The following is a 17,211-nucleotide window of genomic DNA, read 5'->3' on the forward strand; positions in this document are numbered from 1 at the left end:
CGTGTTACGGGCCACGCTCCGGAGCTTCTTCGCCCACAAGGGGCGGCTGCTGCTCTCCGCCCTCGCCGTGGTGCTCTCGGTGGCGTTCGTGGTGGGCAGCCTGATCTTCTCGGACACCTCGAGCGCCACGTTCGACCGGCTCTTCGCCTCGACCGCTTCGGACGTACAGGTCGCACCGCGGCAGGACTTCGACGCGCCGGGCGGCATCGGTTCGGCCGAGACCCCGACCGTGCCGGCCACCCTGCGGGACCGGGTCGCCGGCGTGCCGGGGGTGGCGGACGCGCAGCTCGACGTGCAGGTGGCGCGGGTCACCGTCACCGACGCCCGCGACCGGCCGGTGGGGCCGACGCGGAACGCGCCGTCCATCGCCACCAACTGGGCTCCGGGCGAGCGCAGTCCGGTGCGGGTGACCGGCGGCCGGCCGCCGCGCGGTCCGGGTGAGGCGATGATCGACCAGGACACCGCGGACCGGGCAGGCGTACGGATCGGTGACACGCTGCGCGTCATCGCCCGGCCGGGCACCTTCCCCGTACGCGTCGTCGGCATCGCCGCCTTCACCACCACCAACCCGGGCTCCGCCCTGGTCTTTCTGGAGACCGGGGCCGCCCAGCGCGGCCTGCTGGGCAGTACGGACAAGGCGACCGGGGTGTCCGTGGACGCCGCGCCCGGCGTGGCGGACAGCGTGCTCAAGAGCCGGATCGGCGCCGCGCTGGGTGCCGAGGCCGCCGCGTACGACGTCCGGACGCGGGCCGAGCAGAAGAAGACGCAGGCCGAGCAGTTGGGCGACTTCCTCAGCGTCCTGAAGTACATGATGGTGGGCTTCGCGGGCGTCGCCGTCCTCGTGGGGGTCTTCCTGATCGTCAACACCTTCTCGATGCTCATCGCGCAGCGCACCCGGGAGCTGGGCCTGCTGCGGGCGCTCGGCGCGGACCGCCGTCAGGTGCGCCGGTCGGTGCTGCTGGAGGCGCTGCTGCTGGGCGTCTTCGGTGCCACGGCCGGGCTCGCGGCGGGCGTCGGGCTCGCGGTGCTGCTGGTCGTGGCGATGGGCTGGTTCGGGCTGCGGCTGGACACCGCCGACCTGGTGCTGAACTGGCCGGCCGTGGTCGTCGCGTACGTCGTCGGTGTGGGCGTGACCTTCGTCGCCGCGCTGCTTCCCGCGTTGCGGGCGGGCCGGGTCTCCCCCATGGCCGCCCTCGCCGACGTGGAACTGCCCGGCGCCGGACGGCCGTTGCGCCTGCGCGCCGCCGCCGGATCACTGGTGGGGGCGGCGGGTGCGGCCGCGCTGGCAGGCTGCGTGCTGAGTGACCGTACGGCGGTCGCCGGGTCGCTGCTGGCGCTCGGTGTCCTGCTGACGCTGGCAGCCGGGGTGATCGCGGGGCCGCTGCTGGTACGTCCGGTGATCCGGCTGCTCGGGCGGGGTTTGGAGCCGGCGTTCGGCGCGGTGGGCCGGATGAGCCGCCGCAACGCGCTGCGCAATCCCCGCCGTACGGGCGCGACGGCGGCAGCGCTGATGGTCGGGCTGGCGCTGGTGGCCGGGCTGTCGGTGGCCGGCGCGTCGGCGGCCGCTTCGGTCGCCCGGCAGATCGACCGGACGCTGGGCGCCGACTTCGTCGTACAGAACGCGTCGTTCCTCCCGTTCTCCGAGGAGATCACCGACCGGGTGCGCGCCACCCCGGGGACCGGCACGGTCGTACGCCAGCGGATCGTCCCGCTGAAGCTGAAGCTGCCGGGCGGCCGGTCGGTCACGACGGTGGCCGGGGCCTTCGACCGGGACTTCGACGCCGTGGCGAAGGTGACGTACGCGGCGGGGAACACCGCGGCGGCGCTGGCGCCCGGGCGGGTCGCCGTCCAGGAGAAGTTCGCGCGGGAGCACGGCCTGCGGGTGGGCAGCCGGCTGGACGCGGTACTGGCGTCCGGGAAGCCCGCCCGCTTCACGGTCGGCGCGCTGGCGGCGGACCCCGGTTCCGGGCCCGGTGCCCAGGGCGGTGTCTTCATGGGGATGGCCACTCTGGAGACGTACGTGCCGGGCGGGCAGAACTCCGTGCTGTACGTGAACGCTGCGGACGGCACCGATCCGGAGCGGCTGCGGGCCGCCCTGGAGCGGACGCTCACGCCGTTCCCGCAGGTCCAAGTGCATGACCAGGCCGATTACAAGGAGTTGGTCAGCGGCCAGATCCAGGGGCTGCTCAACCTGTTGTACGGGCTGCTGGGGCTGGCCATCGTCATCGCGGTGCTCGGTGTGGTCAACACACTGGCTCTGGCCGTCGTGGAGCGCACCCGGGAAATCGGGCTGCTGCGTGCCGTCGGCCTGTCCAGGAGGCAGCTGCGCCGGATGATCCGGCTGGAGTCGGTGGTGATCGCCCTGTTCGGCGCGGTGCTCGGGCTCGGTCTCGGGCTGGTCTGGGGCGCCGGCGCGCAGCGGGTGCTGGCGCTGGAGGGCCTGACGGTGTTCGCGGTGCCGTGGCTCACGGTGGCCGCGGTGGTGGTCGGGTCCGTCCTGGTCGGGCTGCTGGCGGCACTGCTGCCCGCGCTGCGCGCGTCCCGGCTCGACGTCCTGGCCGCCATAGCCCACGAGTGACCGGTGCGCCCGTTCACCCTTCGGTTCTCGTCCGCGTCACTCCGCCCGCCAACAGGTTCGACCACATCCGAACCTCCATGACACTCACCATCGGTCCGCACCACGCGACCACCGCACGCGCCGGCCCACCGCCGCGCGCACGCATCCCAAGGGGGCCCCATGCCACGTCCGTTCCGCTTCGGCGTCAACATGCTCACCATCGAATCGGGGCCCACCTGGCGGGAGAAGTGCCGCCGGGCCGAGGCTCTGGGGTACGACGTGGTGCTCGTACCGGACCACCTGGGGTGGCCCGCGCCGTTTCCCGCGCTGGTCGCCGCCGCCGAAGTCACCGAGCGCCCACGGCTCGGCACCTTCGTCCTCAACGCCGGCTTCTGGAACCCGGCCCTGCTCGCCCGCGAGGTGGCCACCACCGACCTGCTCACCGACGGCCGGCTCGAACTGGGCCTGGGCACCGGGTACGTACGCGCCGAGCACGACAAGGCAGGCCTGCCCTGGGGCACTCCCGGCGAACGGGTGGACCACCTCACGCGTACGGTCGAGGAACTGGACCGCCTCCTGGGCGACCCGGAACACGGGCCGAAGGCGGCCCAGCAGCCCCGGCCGCCGCTGCTGATCGGCGGCAACGGCCCCCGCATGCTGCGCCTCGCCGCCCGGCACGCCGACATCGCGGCCTTCACCGGCGGCCGGGCCGCCCCCGGCAAACCGGAGGGCACCCTGGAGCTCCTGCCACCGGACGCCCTCGACACCACTCTGGCCGTCTACCACAAGGCCGCCGCGGACCGCCCGGCACCGGCCGAGCTGAACATTCTGGTCCAGCAGGTCCGGGTCACCGACGACCGGCGCGCCGTCGCGCGCGAGATCGCCGGGCACAACATCGGCGTCGACGAGGAACAGGCCCTGGACGTACCGACGTTCCTGTTCGGCACGGTTTCGCAGATGGCCGAGCAGCTCCGCGAGCACCGCGAGCGCTACGGCTTCTCGTACATCACCGTCCTGAACCCCTCCATGGAGGCGTTCGCGCCGGTCATCGAGGAGTTGAAGGGCAGCCAGGGTGTCCGACGGGGCAGGGCCGGGGCCTGGCGCGCCCGGACCGCACGCGTCAGGGAGTGACGCTCTCGGTCCGTACGGGAGCGATGTCCCACAGTCCGAAAGCCACTGGCAGCACGGAGCCGTTCCGTGCTTGGCTCACGCACATGATCGATCTGCAGCTGCGCACAGCCGTACCGGACGACGCCGAGACCGTACTCGCCTTCTGGCGGGAGGCGGCGGAGGGCACCTCCATCACGGACGACGTGGACGGGGTGGCCCGCCTGATCGACCGGGACCCACAGGCCCTGATCCTCGCGGAGTCCGGCGGGGCGCTGGTCGGCTCCGTCATCGCCGGGTACGACGGCTGGCGGTGTTCGCTGTACCGGCTCGCGGTGCTGCCCTCGCACCGCCGGCAGGGCGTCGCGACCGCGCTGCTCGAAGCGGCCGAGCGGCGCTTCCTGGCCGTGCGGGGCAGGCGCGGGGACGCCATGGTCCTGGAATCGAACGAACGGGCCCAGCGGGCGTGGTCGGCCGCCGGCTACCGGCGCGAGGAACAGTGGCGACGGTGGGTGAAGCCGCTCACCCGTGCCTGACCCGGCCCGCCCTTTCCCCCGCACCACACGGTCCGCCACCTGCTTTGCTCATCCTTTACCATGGATCCTTCCCCGTCTCCCAACGAAAGGAGTGAGCGTCCAGCCATGGGCGAGCCTCCCAGTTGTCATCCCGTCCGCGCCCGAGGCGCGAACCTCCCGGTCCTGTTCGATCATGGGACGGAGGTGACCCGATGACCGAGCTGCTCCTCCTGGCCGTGGCCCTGCTCCTGACCCTGGCCTGCGGCGTCTTCGTCGCGGCCGAGTTCTCGCTGACGACCGTCGAACGCAGCGACCTCGAACGCGCCGCGGAGCGCGGCGAGCGCGGCGCGGACAGCGCCCTCAAAGCCGTCCGCAGCCTGACGTTCCAGCTGTCCGGCGCACAGCTCGGCATCACCGTGACCGGCCTGGTCATCGGCATGCTCGCCAAGCCGTCGATCGCCGCCCTGCTGACCGGACCGCTCGGCTCCCTCGGCCTGCCGCCCTCCGCCGGTGACTCGGTGGCCCTGGTCCTCGGTACGGCCCTCTCCACGGTCGTCCTGATGGTCATCGGCGAGCTGGTGCCCAAGAACTGGGCCATCTCCAGCCCGCTGCCCGTCGCCCGCCGGGTCGCCACCGCGCAGCGCGGCTTCAGCGCCTCCTTCAGGCCCCTCATCGGGCACCTGAACAACACCGCGAACCGGATGATCCGCCGGATGGGCATGGAACCCGCCGAGGAACTGGCCTCCGCCCGCGGCCCGCAGGAACTGGTCGCGCTGGCCCGGCACTCCGCCAAAGAAGGCGCCCTGGAACCGGACACCGCCGAGCTGTTCGTCCGTACCCTCGCCCTCGCCGACCTGACCGCGGAGAACGTGATGACGCCGCGCGTGCAGGTCACCGCCCTGGACGTGCAGTCCACGGCGGAGGACGTGGCCGCCGCGACGCGCGCCACCGGCCTGTCCCGCTTCCCTGTCTACCGCGGCAGCCTGGACTCCGTGGTCGGCGTCGCGCACATCAAGGACGTGCTGGCGGTCCCCGCCGAGCGCCGCTCCCGCCATCCGGTCGCCGAGCTGCTGCGCGAGCCGCTGCTCGTACCGGAGACGCTGACCGTCGACAGGCTCCTGGACCGGCTGTCCGGCCGGCAGACGATGGCCGTGGTCATCGACGAGTACGGCGGTACGGCGGGCGTCGCCACCCTGGAGGACATCGTCGAGGAGGTCGTCGGCGAGGTACGCGACGAGCACGACCCGCTGGAGACGCCCGACCTGGCCCCGGCGGGCGAGGACGCGGACGGCCGCGCCCGCTACGAGGCGGACGGCGCCGTCCGCACCGACCAGCTGGAACAGATCGGCCTGAAGCTGCCGGAGGGCCCGTACGAGACCCTGGCCGGGCTGATCGCCACCGAACTGGGCCGGATCCCGGCCGCCGGGGACAGCCTGGAGGCCGCGGGCTGGCGGATGGACGTCCTGGACGCCTCCGGTCACCGCGCGGCGCTGGTACTGCTGCACGCGCCGCTGCCGGACAGCGCCGACGACGAGACGGGGGAGGAGACCCGATGACCGCGCTCCAGTTGTTCATCGGCCTGCTCACGCTGGTCGTCAACGCGTTCTTCGTGGGCGCCGAGTTCGCGATGATCTCGGTGCGCCGCAGCCAGATCGAGCCGTACGCCGAGGACGGTGACCGCCGTGCGGTCCGGGTCCTGTGGGGGCTCCAGCACGTCTCCGCCGTGATGGCGGCCGCGCAGCTGGGCATCACCCTGTGCACCCTGGTGCTCGGCGCCGTCGCCGAGCCCGCCATCGCCCATCTCCTGGAGCCGGCCTTCGACGCGGTCGGCGTGCCGGACGCGCTCGTGCACCCCATCTCCTTCGTCCTCGCGCTGGCCGTGGCGACATACCTGCACATGCTCTTCGGCGAGATGGTGCCGAAGAACGTGGCGCTGGCCGAGCCGGTGCGTACGGCGCTGCTGCTGGGACCGCCGCTGGTCGCGCTGGCCCGCGCACTGCGGCCGGTGATCTTCGCGATCAACGCGTTCGCCAACGCGCTGCTGCGGCTGCTGCGGGTAGAGGCCAAGGACGAGGTGGCCGCGACGTTCTCGGACGACCAGCTCGCGAAGATGGTCGAGGACTCGCAGGCCGCCGGGCTGCTGGACGACCGGGCGAAGGAGCGCCTGCGGGACGCCCTGGAACTGGGCCGCCGCCCGGTCGCCGACGTGGTGGTGCCGGTGGAGAAGGTCGTCACGGCCCGGCTGGGCATCACTCCGGAGGGCGTGGAGGAACTGGCCGCGACATCCGGTTTCTCGCGCTTCCCGGTCGTCGACAGCACCCGGCGCATCCTGGGGTACCTGCACGTCAAGGACGCGCTGGACGCCTCGCCGCGGGACCTGCCGTTCCCGCTCTCCGCACTGCGGCCCATCGCCCGCGTACGGGCCGGGACACCGCTCGACGACGTGCTGTCGGCGATGCGGGCCTCCCGTACGCACCTGGCGGCGGTCATCGGCGAGGACGGCCGCCTGGCGGGCCTGGTCACCATGGAGGACGTACTGCGGGAGCTGGTGCTCCAGCAGCAGCCCAAGAAAGCCGCACCGGCCGGGGGCGCGTCCCGGCGGTAGGATTCCTCCGCCATGGAGATCAATGCCACCTACACCAGTTTCGTCGCGGTGGGCGACAGCTTCACCGAGGGCATGTCCGACATACTGCCGGACGGCTCGTACCGCGGCTGGGCGGACCTGCTGGCCGCCCGGCTCGCGGCCCGCACCCCCGGCTTCCGCTACGCCAACCTCGCGGTCCGCGGCAAGCTGATCGGGCAGATCCTCGACGAGCAGACCAATCCGGCGGCCGCGATGGGCGCGGACCTGGTCACACTGGTGGGCGGGCTGAACGACGTACTGCGGCCCAAGTGCGACGTGGACCGGGTCTGCGCCCTCCTGGAGGAGGCCGCCGGACGGCTGGCCAAAGACTGCGGACAGCTCGTCCTGATGCGCAGCCCCGGGCGGCAGGGCCCGGTCCTGGAACGGTTCCGGCCCCGCATGGAACAGCTCTTCGCCCACATCGACGCGCTGGCCGCCCAGCACGACGCCATCGTGGTGGACCTCTTCTCCTCCCGCGCGCTGGCCGACCCCCGGATGTGGGCGGAGGACCGGCTCCACCTGAACAAGGCCGGACACCAACGGGTGGCCGAGGCCGTCTGGCAGGCGCTCGGCCTCCCCGCCGAATCCGACTGGGACGCGCCACTGCCCGCCTTCGTCCCGCCGGGCTGGACGGCCCGGCGCACCTCGGACGTCCGCTTCGCGCGGCAGCACCTCGTCCCGTGGATCGGCCGACGCCTGACCGGCCGCTCCAGCGGGGACGGCCGCGCGCCGAAGCGTCCGGAGCTGGTGCCGTACGAGGGCTGAGCCGTTTCTGACGGCTCTTGCCGTCAGGGTGGACCAAGCTGTGGGCTGGGCAGGCGTCCGTATGCCTCACGGTCCAAGGCGGGTGGCCTGCCGTCGTCGCTGCCTCGACGCAGTCGATGACGGAGCTGGTCCGCCGGGGCCGGAATGACGGTGCGGATGCCACGTCGGCGCAGGTGGACACGGATCGCGCGTGACGAGTACGCCTTGCCGGCCAGGACCATGTCCGGCTGGTTCGGGGCCGTCCGCGGCGCCGGGGGACACACAGACGGGCCATGACACCCACTGCGTCCCGGTCCGAAACGTGACGGCGATCGCATCGATCACCTCACGGTGGTCTCGCCACCGGCCACTCCGCTGCGGCGTCCGGTCCGGGAGTCACGGCGCGATCCGCGCCCACTGCGCGTCCGTCGACGACACACCCGGACCAGCGAGCGGCTGATCCAAACGGAAACCGCCTGGGCCGTTTCGCTCGGGTCACCAGCGCGCCTCCAGCCCCCGACCGCGCCGGCCCCGCCGTCTTCCTCCTCAGCCCTTTCCCGTCTTTTCCGGCAAAGCCTGATCGAGGAGGACTTCCGCCGCCGCCCGCGCGTGTCGGCCGTAGTCCGCTTCGTCCAGCACCATGGCACGGCTGGCCGCCCCGTCCGCGAGGGTGGCCAGTTGCTCGGCGAGTGGGAGGGGGTCGCGGCAGCCCAGCTCCGTCACCACCGCGACGATCAGTTGCACCATGCGCAGCTTCTGCTCCCGGGCGTAGGAGTGCACCGCGCTCTGCGGATCGGGGAACTCCGCGGCGGCATCGATGAACGGACACCCGCGCACCGGAGCCGCGTCCGCCACCGGCTGGTCGAACAACCTGCGGATCCGGTCACGCGGAGGGATGTCCTCGCGGGTCAGCACGCCTTCCAGGGTGGCCCCCGACAGTACGAGGCCCTGCAAGTGGGCGATGACCAGATCGTTCTTGGTGCGAAAGTGCGCGTAGAGCGTCCGCTTTGACACCGGCGCTTCCTCGGCGACCTGTTCCATGCCGGTCGCGCTGATGCCCTGGGTCGCGAACAGTCGGGCGGCGGCAGCCAGAATGCGCTCCCGCCCGCCGCGCCCTCGCCGCCGGGATGCCGTGGCCGTCGTACTCACGGTCGTGTTCATGAAATAAGTATACGCGCTCGTTTACTTAAGGTCGGCGTGCCACGCTAAGGTGACCTCCACATGTAAACGGCACCGTTTACATCAATTCTGCCGTCATCAAGGAGTCCCATGAGCAGGTTCGTCCCCACCGAGCTGAGCAGCTGCGCGGAGAAGCTGATACGCGGCCGACACGCGACCCGCGCGTTCCGTCCGGAACCCGTACCCGAGGACACGATGCGCAGCGTCTTCTCGCTGGCCGGCACCGCGCCGTCCAACTCCAACGCACAACCGTGGCAGGTGGAGGTGGTGAGCGGCGCGGCACGTCAGCGCCTGGCCGGTGCCCTGCAGACGGCCCACGCCGAACGGCGCACCTCGGTGGACTTCCCGTATTCCGAGGGGATGTACGCGCAGGTGCACCGGACACGTCGGGCGGCGTTCGGCGCCGAACTGTACGGGGCGCTGGGCATCGGCCCCGACGATCACGCGGCGCGTGCGGCCTACGACACGGAAAGCCTGCGCTTCTACGGCGCGCCACACGCGGCCTTCCTCTTCGTCCACGGTGACGGAGAGGCCCGGCTGGCCGCGGATGCCGGCGCCTACCTGCAGACGCTGCTCCTGGCCATGACCGCGTACGGCGTGGACAGTTGCCCGCAGGGACTGTTGAGCTTCTACGCCGACACCGTCCGCACCGAACTCGGCGTCACCGCAGGCAAGCTGCTCGTCGGCATCTCCTTCGGGTACGCCGACGAGACAGCGCCGGTGAATCGGGTGAAGACCGAGCGGGCTCCACTCGAGTCGACCACAGCCTTCCACGACTAGGCAGTTTCTGACGGCTCTTGGAACCGTCCGACGGCTGTCACTGGCGCGCCCGGAAGGGCAGTCGGCGCATCACGAGGTAGCTCGCGTTGCGCCGACGATCAGCCCAACGCCCGACCAAGAGCCATCAGAAGCGCCCTAGGCGCAGCCCTGCCCCTCCTTGCCGGTGGCCGTCCGGGCGTAGTGCTCGGCGATCTCGTCGCTGGTGGTCAGCCAGACGCCGGGATGGTTCGCGACGTGTTCGAGCGCCTGGTCCAGGTACTTGTGCCGGAACGGCTGATTGATGACGAACGGGTGCAGGACCAGGGACATGACCCGGCCGCTGTCCGCGGAGTCGGCGTACAGCTGGTCGAGCTGGTCCTTGACGATCTGCACGAAGTCCGGTCCGCCGAGGCTCTTGCCGACGAACAGGCTGATGTCGTTGACCTCGATGGAATACGGCACGCTCAGCATGCCCGGTACGTTCAGGTGGTACGGCTGGTCGTCGTTGGCCCAGTCCAGTACGTATTCCAGGCCTAGTTCGGCGAGCAGTTCCGGCGTACGGAAGGTCTCGGTGAGCGCCGGGCCGAGCCAGCCGCGGGGGCGCCGGCCGGTGGCTTTCTCGATGGTGCCGATGACCTCCGTCAGGTAGGCGCGCTCCTGCTCGACGGTCATGTCCGCCTGGAAGGTGGAGTTGTCGCGGCCGTGCGCGATCCACGCCCAGTCGCGCGCCCGGCCCGCTTCGACGATCTGCGGGTAGTGGCGGGCGACGTCGGAGTTGAGCATGACGCTGGCGCGCAGACCGTGCCGGTCGAGGCTCTCGATCAGCCGCCAGATACCGACCCGGGGCCCGTAGTCGCGCCAGCCGTAGTTCAGCGGGTCGGGGGCCAGGCCGGCGGTGCCCGGGAAGATGCTGGTCGAGGGACGGTCGATCTGGTAATGCTCGACGTTCAGCCCCACGTAGAAGGCGACGCGTGCGCCGCCCGGCCAGTGGATCGGCTCCCGCTCGACGATCGGGCGGTAATCGAAGAGTTCGTTGTCCATCGTCCCCCATCTCGTGCCAGGTCTGTGTCCGCGAAGGGTGCCTGTGCAGGGCACCGCCACTCGATGTTCACTCTAGCGCGAACATCGATATACCCCCTCCGTGACCCCTGTCACACGTCCACCCGCGCCTCCGCCAGCCTGCCCTCTCATTCAGCCGAGACCCACGCGAGCAGCCCTGGGATGGCCTCGCCGACCTCGACAACGACAACATCGCCCGGACGCCGACCCCCACCTGGTCGAACGCTTCCCTACGGGGCTACCACTGCGCGACGCCGACCTGGAGACGTGGTACGCGGACGGTGACGCCGGATACGTCGGCTTCCCGAGCTGCCAGCACTTCCACCCCCGGGGGCCTCCGCGGTCCGGCGGTGAGCGGGCGCGGCCCGGGGCCTCGGAGCCCGGGCGGCGCCCGCACGGCACGCGCTCCCTCCCGGGATTCACCCCTGCCCGGCCCGCGCACCCGCCTCTGACCGGCCGCGTTCCCGTGACCAGTAGACTCTCGTCCCGTGACTGCCAAGCCCCGCATTCCGAATGTCCTGGCCGGCCGCTACGCCTCCGCGGAGCTCGCCGTCCTGTGGTCCCCCGAGTACAAGGTCAAGCTGGAGCGCAAGCTGTGGCTCGCGGTGCTCCGCGCGCAGAAGGACCTCGGGGTGGAGGTGCCGGAGGAGGCGCTCGCCGACTACGAGCGGGTGCTGGACGATGTCGACCTGGCCTCGATCGCCGAGCGCGAGAAGGTCACCCGGCACGACGTGAAGGCCCGTATCGAGGAGTTCAACGCGCTCGCCGGGCACGAGCAGGTCCACAAGGGCATGACCTCCCGCGACCTGACCGAGAACGTCGAGCAGCTGCAGATCCGGCTGTCGCTGGAGCTGATGCGGGACCGTACGGTCGCCGTCCTGGCGCGGCTGGGCCGGCTCGCCGGCGAGCACGCCGAGCTGGTCATGGCGGGCCGTTCGCACAACGTCGCGGCCCAGGCGACCACGCTGGGCAAGCGCTTCGCGACCGCCGCCGACGAGCTGCTGGTGGCCTACGGCCGGCTGACCGACCTGCTGACCCGTTATCCGCTGCGCGGCATCAAGGGCCCGGTCGGCACCGCGCAGGACATGCTGGACCTGCTGGGCGGTGATGCCGCGAAGCTGGCCGAACTGGAGCAGCGGATCGCCGGGCACCTCGGCTTCGGTCAGGCGTTCACCTCCGTCGGCCAGGTCTATCCGCGCTCGCTGGACTACGACGTGGTCACCGCGCTGGTGCAGCTGGCCGCGGCGCCGTCCTCGATCGCCAAGACGATCCGCCTGATGGCCGGCCACGAGCTGGTGACCGAGGGCTTCAAGCCCGGCCAGGTGGGCTCGTCGGCGATGCCGCACAAGATGAACACCCGCTCCTGCGAGCGCGTCAACGGCCTGATGGTCATCCTGCGCGGTTACGCCTCGATGGCCGGCGAGCTGTCCGGCGACCAGTGGAACGAGGGCGACGTGTCCTGCTCGGTGGTGCGCCGGGTCGCGCTGCCGGACTCCTTCTTCGCCCTGGACGGCCTGCTGGAGACGTTCCTGACCGTGCTGGACGAGTTCGGCGCCTTCCCCGCCGTCGTCGCGCGGGAGCTGGACCGCTACCTGCCGTTCCTCGCCACGACCAAGGTGCTGATGGGCGCCGTGCGGGCCGGGGTGGGCCGCGAGGTGGCGCACGAGGCGATCAAGGAGAACGCGGTCGCCGCGGCGCTCGCCATGCGCGAACAGGGCGTGGAGCGCAACGAGCTGCTGGACAAGCTGGCCGCGGACGAGCGGATTCCGCTGGACCGGGCGCAGTTGGACGCGCTGATGGCCGACAAGCTGTCCTTCACGGGTGCTGCCGCCGACCAGGTGGCCGCCGTCGTGTCCCGTATCGAAGAGATCACCAAGCAGTACCCCGAAGCCGCGGCGTACGCGCCCGGCTCGATCCTGTGAGGCCCCGCTGAGATGGGATTCACTCCCGAGGAACTGCAGGCCGCGCGCGGCCGCCTCGTCCCCGACGTGGCGGCGCCCGGCCTGCGGGTGCTTTTCTGCGGTATCAACCCCGGGCTGGTCTCGGCTGTCACCGGCCACCACTTCGCCCGGCCCGGCAACCGCTTCTGGCCCACCCTGCACGCGTCCGGGTTCACCCCGCGGGTCCTCAAGCCCGCCGAGGAGAACGAGCTGCCGGCCTACGGCCTCGGCATCACCAACGTCGTGGAGCGGGCCAGCGCCAGGGCCGACGAGCTGACCGCCGAGGAGTTCCGCGAGGGCGGGCTGCGGCTGGCCGAGAAGGTGCGGCGGCTGCGGCCGGACTGGCTCGCGGTGGCCGGGGTGACGGCCTATCGGGTGGCTTTCGACGACAAGCACGCCAAGGTCGGGCCGCAGGACCGCACGATCGGCGGCACCCGCATCTGGGTGCTGCCCAACCCCAGCGGCCTCAACGCGCACTATCCGCCGGCCGCTCTGGCGGCGGAGTACGGGCGGCTGCGCGCGGTGGCGTTCGCCGAGGAGAGCGAGGAAGGTGACGCGCGGGACGTGTGAGTCGCGCGTTACGGGTAAGGCGTGCTTTGTGTGTAGGGCGCACGGGGTGGTGGGGCCGTGCGGGGCGGTTAGCCCGTTCGGGAGCGTTGCGCCGGGTGGATACGGCCAGTGAGCCGACAGTCCGCCCGGCGTTCCGTTGGCCCCATTCGTGTCGTTCCTATGCTGGTTATGCCGATTTCGACCTTTGCGTTGATACTCGGAGCTACCGATGTGCCGCTCAGCCCCTAGCGACAGGACGAGATGACTACCGGTCAGCCTCAGCCGCCGCGCGTCCGGCGGAACAAGCGGTCGGACGGAGGAAGAAACTCCGACACCGACCGGCTGCTGCGCACCCTGCTGCGCCGCCGCAAACACCAGCTCAGTGTCGAGGAAGTCACCGTCACCGACCGACCGCAGGTGCGCCGCGCGGTCACGGCGGCCGCCCTCGGCAACATGATGGAGTGGTTCGACTTCGGGGTCTACGCCTATCTGGCGGCCACGATGGGCAAGGTCTTCTTCCCGTCCAGCTCCCCCGGCGCCCAGCTCGTCTCCACCTTCGCCACCTTCGCCGCCGCCTTCCTCGTGCGGCCGCTCGGCGGTCTGGTCTTCGGACCGCTGGGCGACCGCATCGGACGGCAGCGGGTGCTGGCCGCCACCATGATCATGATGGCGATCAGCACCTTCGCGGTCGGCTTCCTGCCCGGCTACGACTCCATCGGCTTCGCGGCGCCCCTGCTGCTGCTCCTGTGCCGGCTGGTGCAGGGCTTCTCGACCGGTGGTGAGTACGCCGGCGCCACGACCTACATCGCCGAGTACGCCCCGGACAAGCGCCGCGGCTTCCTCGGCAGCTGGCTGGACTTCGGCACCTTCGTCGGCTACGCCCTCGGCTCGGGCCTGGTCACCGTGCTCACCGCCGTACTGGGCACGGACGGCCTGGAGGACTGGGGCTGGCGCATCCCCTTCATGGTGGCCGGGCCACTCGGTCTGATCGGCCTCTACATGCGCATGAAGCTGGAGGAGACCCCGGCCTTCAAGCAGGAGGCGGAAGCCGCGCGGCAGGAGGCCGAGAACGCGAGCTCCGGCGACACTCCCGTCGAGGAGGCCCGGCAGTCCGGCAAGGGCCGGCTGAAGGAGATCTTCACAGGGCACTGGGAAGCCGTGCTGATCTGCATGGGGCTGGTGCTGCTGTACAACGTCACCAACTACATGGTGACGTCCTACCTCCCCACCTTCATGACCGCGACGCTCGGCGAGGACGCCACGACCGCGCAGCTGATGGTCCTGGGGACCATGGTCGTCGTCGCCCTGACGATCACGACCGTGGGCCGCTCCTCGGACCGGTGGGGCCGCCGGCCGGTGTTCATGGCGTCCAGCATCGCGCTCGTGGCGCTGGCCTATCCGGCGTTCCTGCTGATCCGTGAAGGCGGAATCCTGCTGCCGGCCTTCGGGTGCCTCATCCTGGGCCTGCTGCTGGTGTGCTTCGCGGGTACCTCCGCCTCGACGCTGCCTGCGCTCTTCCCCACCCATCTGCGCTACGGAGCGCTGTCCATCGCGTTCAACATCTCCGTCTCGCTCTTCGGCGGTACCACCCCGCTGGTCGCCTCCGCGCTGGTGGAGTCCACGGGCAGCCACATGATTCCCGCGTACTACCTGATGGTGGCGGGTGTCATCGGCTTCATCGCCGCCTTCTTCCTGCACGAGACGGCGGGCAAGCCGCTGCGTGGTTCCGGCCCGATGGTCGAGACCCCGGAACAGGCCCGCAAGCTGGTGGCCGACAGCCGGACCGAGGCCGGGCGCCAGGCCCGGGACATCTGGATCCGCCTGCGCCACCCCTGGGCGCACCACCGCGACGAGCAGGGCGACCAGGACAAGTAGGCCGAGCCGGACGGACAGTCCGCACACGAGTACGGGGGCGGCCGCGCAGGCACGGCCCGCGCGCGGCCTCCGCACCCCACGGGCCCGGAACGGGTGGCGTCGGCGGTGCGGCCGGTCCGCTGCGGGCCGGCCGCACCGCTGCCGCCACCCGTTCGCCGTCTTCAGAGCACCAGGTCCGCCCGGCCCACCGCCGCCAGCAGCTGGAAGACCGGCATCTCGGGGCCGCCCTCCCCCAGGCCCACCGCGATCCAGCGCCCTTCGGCACGCCAGGCGTGCACCCGCGGGACCTGGCCGCACAGCACGTCGAGCGGCGGCCGGACGGGCATGCCCATGGCCACCCGCTCCAGGTGGTCCGCCAGGTCGACCACCTCGGGCTCGCCCCAGCGTAAGCAGAGAGCCGATATGAGTCCCTCCAGCTCGGCCCGGTACTCCTGCGCGGTCTCCTGGACGTCGGCGGGGTCGGCACCCCACAGCTGCTCGTCGCCACGCAGCTGGGCGACGTGGAAGCCCGGGCCGCTCTCGACCATGGCGGAGCGGACCGGCTCGTCGGGGAAGTCCCGGCCGCGGAGGATGTCGATGGCGGTGAGATGCTGGGCGGTGGTCGTTCTCGTCATGCCGTCAGTAAACCGCCAGGGTCTGACAATTGGCCTCGCGTCAGGCGTGCGGCGGTCCTGCCGGGCCCCGGCAGCCGCTGCGAAGGGCACCGGACCACCGGTCACCGTACGGTCCGAAGGGCACCGGACCACGGGCACCGTACCGTCCGCCGTACGGCCCCGGCGCGGTGCCCGGGACTCGCCGCACACCGGCTGACCGGCTACGATCCGCCACACACGCAATGCGAGGGAGACGGACGTTGGGGCGGCTAACCGGCGGGGACCCCTCCCTGCTGCGACGGATCAACTCCGCGGTGGTGCTGCACGCGCTGCGCGCCGCCGACTCCCCGACGCTCACCCACCTCGTGGAAGTGACCGGCCTGTCCCGGCCCACCGTCGAGGGCGTGGTCGAGGGCCTGATCGAGACCGGGCTGGTGGCCGAGGCGCCCGCCGACGAGGGTGCCGCCCGCCGCCAGGGCCGCCCGGCCCGCCGCTTCCGCTTCCGTACCGAGGCCGGGCACCTGCTCGGCATCGAGATCGGCCCGCACCGGGTGGCCGCCCTGCTGTCGGACCTCGGCGGGCGGGTGCTCGGCTCCGCGCAGCGCGCGGTCGAGGAGTCGGCGTCCGCGGACGAACGGCTGGAGAGGGTACGGGCCGCGGTGGCCGAGTTGCTGCGGCGGGCGGGCGTGGCCCGCAGTTCGCTGCGGGCGGTCGGCGTGGGCAGCCCCGGCATCGTGGAGGCGGACGGCACCGTACGGCTGGGCACGGCGCTCCCCGGCTGGACCGGACTGCCGCTCGGCGACCGGCTTCGCCGTTCCTTCCGGTGCCCCGTCCTGGTCGAGAACGACGCGAACGCCGCCGCCGTGGCCGAGCACTGGAAGGGCGCGGCCGTCGGCTCTGACGACGTCGTCTTCGTCCTCGCGGGGCTCAGCCCGGGGGCCGGCGCGCTGATCGGCGGGCGGCTGCACCGTGGTTTCGGCGGTGCAGCCGGGGAGATCGGCGCGCTGCACCTGCTGGGGCGCGAGGCCACACCGGAGAAGCTGCTGTCCACGACCGGGCAGCCGCTGCACCCTCTGGACGAGGGGCAGGTGGCGCGGGTGTTCGCCCTCGCGCGCGACGGCGACACGCGGGCCCGGGACGCGATGGACCGTTTCCTCCAGCGGCTGGTGCACGACGTCGCGGCGCTGGTGCTCGCCCTCGACCCGGAGCTGGTGGTCGTCGGCGGCTGGGCCGCCGGTCTGAACGACGTGCTGGCGCCGCTCCGCGCCGAACTGGCCCGCTACTGCCTGCGGCCGCCCCAGGTGGCCCTGTCCGTGCTCGGCGAAGCGGCGGTGGCCACCGGCGCCCTGCGGCTCGCGCTGGACCACGTGGAGGGCGAACTGTTCGCGGTGGAGGGAACGGTCACGGCCCGGGGCTGACGGCCCGGGCGAGGGCCCGGAGCTGACGGGCGGACCCGTCACGGCCCGGAGCCGACGGGCCTCATGGGGCTGGGCGTACGAGTGGGTGGGGCCAGCCCCACTCTCAGGCCGATCCGGAGGATGCCGGGCTGCGTGCAGTGCACAGTTGGGTGACCGGGCCGTACCGGCGCACCACAGGAGCAGCGGGCGCCGTTCACGGAGGCGGGCGTTGTGGAAGTCGGCGGACACCGTGGACATCGGTGAGCACCGTCGATGTCCGCGGGCGCCGCGGTCCGGGTGACGGAGTCGAAGAA

At 71.9% G+C, this 17,211-nt stretch carries 14 protein-coding genes and 1 pseudogene; 11 read left to right on the forward strand and 4 right to left on the reverse strand.

Features of this window, described 5'->3' with window-relative positions:
* Nucleotide 1: 1 nt before the first annotated feature.
* The 6 genes from ACZ4Z1_RS27505 (at nucleotide 2) to ACZ4Z1_RS27530 (ending at nucleotide 7,567) form a co-directional block, all read left to right on the forward strand.
* Nucleotides 2–2,578, forward strand: coding sequence for an ABC transporter permease (locus ACZ4Z1_RS27505; protein ID WP_468489311.1), 2,577 nt, complete (start codon nucleotides 2–4; stop codon nucleotides 2,576–2,578).
* Between the two features lie 159 nt (nucleotides 2,579–2,737).
* Nucleotides 2,738–3,688 carry an LLM class F420-dependent oxidoreductase gene (locus tag ACZ4Z1_RS27510; RefSeq protein WP_468489312.1) on the forward strand — a complete coding sequence of 317 codons (951 nt, stop codon included), beginning with the start codon at nucleotides 2,738–2,740 and terminating at the stop codon, nucleotides 3,686–3,688.
* Between the two features lie 83 nt (nucleotides 3,689–3,771).
* Nucleotides 3,772–4,200 (forward strand): GNAT family N-acetyltransferase, encoded by a 429-nt coding sequence (locus ACZ4Z1_RS27515; RefSeq protein WP_468489313.1) that lies wholly within the window; start codon nucleotides 3,772–3,774, stop codon nucleotides 4,198–4,200.
* Between the two features lie 191 nt (nucleotides 4,201–4,391).
* Nucleotides 4,392–5,735: a hemolysin family protein gene (locus ACZ4Z1_RS27520; protein ID WP_468489314.1), complete on the forward strand. Its 1,344-nt coding sequence runs from the start codon at nucleotides 4,392–4,394 to the stop codon at nucleotides 5,733–5,735.
* Nucleotides 5,732–6,784 carry a hemolysin family protein gene (locus tag ACZ4Z1_RS27525; RefSeq protein WP_468489315.1) on the forward strand — a complete coding sequence of 351 codons (1,053 nt, stop codon included), beginning with the start codon at nucleotides 5,732–5,734 and terminating at the stop codon, nucleotides 6,782–6,784. The genes ACZ4Z1_RS27520 and ACZ4Z1_RS27525 overlap by 4 nt, the downstream gene beginning before the upstream one ends.
* A 12-nt stretch (nucleotides 6,785–6,796) precedes the next feature.
* Complete coding sequence (locus ACZ4Z1_RS27530; protein WP_468489316.1) at nucleotides 6,797–7,567, forward strand: SGNH/GDSL hydrolase family protein; 771 nt, start codon at nucleotides 6,797–6,799, stop codon at nucleotides 7,565–7,567.
* A 59-nt stretch (nucleotides 7,568–7,626) separates the two neighbouring features.
* Here ACZ4Z1_RS27530 and ACZ4Z1_RS27535 read toward each other — a convergent pair.
* Both ACZ4Z1_RS27535 and ACZ4Z1_RS27540 read right to left on the reverse strand, forming a co-directional pair.
* A pseudogene (locus ACZ4Z1_RS27535) lies at nucleotides 7,627–7,844 on the reverse strand (IS5/IS1182 family transposase); the annotation flags it as partial.
* A 248-nt stretch (nucleotides 7,845–8,092) separates the two neighbouring features.
* Nucleotides 8,093–8,707, reverse strand: a complete 615-nt coding sequence (locus ACZ4Z1_RS27540; RefSeq protein WP_468489317.1) for a TetR/AcrR family transcriptional regulator — start codon at nucleotides 8,705–8,707, stop codon at nucleotides 8,093–8,095.
* Nucleotides 8,708–8,815: 108 nt separating this feature from the next.
* Here ACZ4Z1_RS27540 and ACZ4Z1_RS27545 point away from each other — a divergent pair, with 108 nt between their 5' ends.
* A complete protein-coding gene (locus tag ACZ4Z1_RS27545; RefSeq protein WP_468489318.1) occupies nucleotides 8,816–9,505 on the forward strand; it encodes a nitroreductase in 690 nt (229 codons plus the stop codon).
* Nucleotides 9,506–9,640: 135 nt separating this feature from the next.
* Here ACZ4Z1_RS27545 and ACZ4Z1_RS27550 read toward each other — a convergent pair whose 3' ends face one another.
* Nucleotides 9,641–10,525, reverse strand: a complete 885-nt coding sequence (locus tag ACZ4Z1_RS27550) for a polysaccharide deacetylase family protein (protein WP_468489319.1) — start codon at nucleotides 10,523–10,525, stop codon at nucleotides 9,641–9,643.
* Between the two features lie 506 nt (nucleotides 10,526–11,031).
* On the opposite strand from ACZ4Z1_RS27550, the gene purB reads away from it, so the two are divergent.
* The 3 genes from purB to proP all read left to right on the forward strand — a co-directional run bounded on the left by purB (nucleotide 11,032) and on the right by proP (nucleotide 14,907).
* Nucleotides 11,032–12,465, forward strand: a complete 1,434-nt coding sequence (purB, locus tag ACZ4Z1_RS27555; protein WP_468489320.1) for an adenylosuccinate lyase — start codon at nucleotides 11,032–11,034, stop codon at nucleotides 12,463–12,465.
* Nucleotides 12,466–12,477: 12 nt separating this feature from the next.
* Nucleotides 12,478–13,053, forward strand: coding sequence for a G/U mismatch-specific DNA glycosylase (gene mug, locus ACZ4Z1_RS27560; protein ID WP_468489321.1), 576 nt, complete (start codon nucleotides 12,478–12,480; stop codon nucleotides 13,051–13,053).
* Nucleotides 13,054–13,293: 240 nt separating this feature from the next.
* Nucleotides 13,294–14,907: a glycine betaine/L-proline transporter ProP gene (gene proP, locus ACZ4Z1_RS27565; protein WP_468489322.1), complete on the forward strand. Its 1,614-nt coding sequence runs from the start codon at nucleotides 13,294–13,296 to the stop codon at nucleotides 14,905–14,907.
* 161 nt (nucleotides 14,908–15,068) lie between these two features.
* Here the strand turns inward: proP and ACZ4Z1_RS27570 are convergent, their stop codons facing one another.
* Nucleotides 15,069–15,521: a hypothetical protein gene (locus ACZ4Z1_RS27570; RefSeq protein ID WP_468489323.1), complete on the reverse strand. Its 453-nt coding sequence runs from the start codon at nucleotides 15,519–15,521 to the stop codon at nucleotides 15,069–15,071.
* 239 nt (nucleotides 15,522–15,760) lie between these two features.
* On the opposite strand from ACZ4Z1_RS27570, the gene ACZ4Z1_RS27575 reads away from it, so the two are divergent.
* Nucleotides 15,761–16,918 carry an ROK family transcriptional regulator gene (locus ACZ4Z1_RS27575; protein WP_468489324.1) on the forward strand — a complete coding sequence of 386 codons (1,158 nt, stop codon included), beginning with the start codon at nucleotides 15,761–15,763 and terminating at the stop codon, nucleotides 16,916–16,918.
* The last annotated feature ends 293 nt before the right edge of the window (nucleotides 16,919–17,211 follow it).

It is taken from the genome of Streptomyces sp. NPDC030165 (genome assembly GCF_055573595.1).

Excerpts from the sequence above, each read along its gene's own strand:
- ACZ4Z1_RS27525 (WP_468489315.1), top strand. The coding sequence starts at position 5,732 with ATGACCGCGCTCCAGTTGTTCATCGGCCTGCTCACGCTGGTCGTCAAC.
- ACZ4Z1_RS27550 (WP_468489319.1), bottom strand. The coding sequence starts at position 10,525 with ATGGACAACGAACTCTTCGATTACCGCCCGATCGTCGAGCGGGAGCCG.
- ACZ4Z1_RS27545 (WP_468489318.1), top strand. The coding sequence starts at position 8,816 with ATGAGCAGGTTCGTCCCCACCGAGCTGAGCAGCTGCGCGGAGAAGCTG.
- ACZ4Z1_RS27515 (WP_468489313.1), top strand. The coding sequence starts at position 3,772 with ATGATCGATCTGCAGCTGCGCACAGCCGTACCGGACGACGCCGAGACC.
- proP (WP_468489322.1), top strand. The coding sequence starts at position 13,294 with ATGACTACCGGTCAGCCTCAGCCGCCGCGCGTCCGGCGGAACAAGCGG.
- mug (WP_468489321.1), top strand. The coding sequence starts at position 12,478 with ATGGGATTCACTCCCGAGGAACTGCAGGCCGCGCGCGGCCGCCTCGTC.
- ACZ4Z1_RS27570 (WP_468489323.1), bottom strand. The coding sequence starts at position 15,521 with ATGACGAGAACGACCACCGCCCAGCATCTCACCGCCATCGACATCCTC.
- ACZ4Z1_RS27520 (WP_468489314.1), top strand. The coding sequence starts at position 4,392 with ATGACCGAGCTGCTCCTCCTGGCCGTGGCCCTGCTCCTGACCCTGGCC.
- ACZ4Z1_RS27540 (WP_468489317.1), bottom strand. The coding sequence starts at position 8,707 with ATGAACACGACCGTGAGTACGACGGCCACGGCATCCCGGCGGCGAGGG.
- ACZ4Z1_RS27530 (WP_468489316.1), top strand. The coding sequence starts at position 6,797 with ATGGAGATCAATGCCACCTACACCAGTTTCGTCGCGGTGGGCGACAGC.
- ACZ4Z1_RS27510 (WP_468489312.1), top strand. The coding sequence starts at position 2,738 with ATGCCACGTCCGTTCCGCTTCGGCGTCAACATGCTCACCATCGAATCG.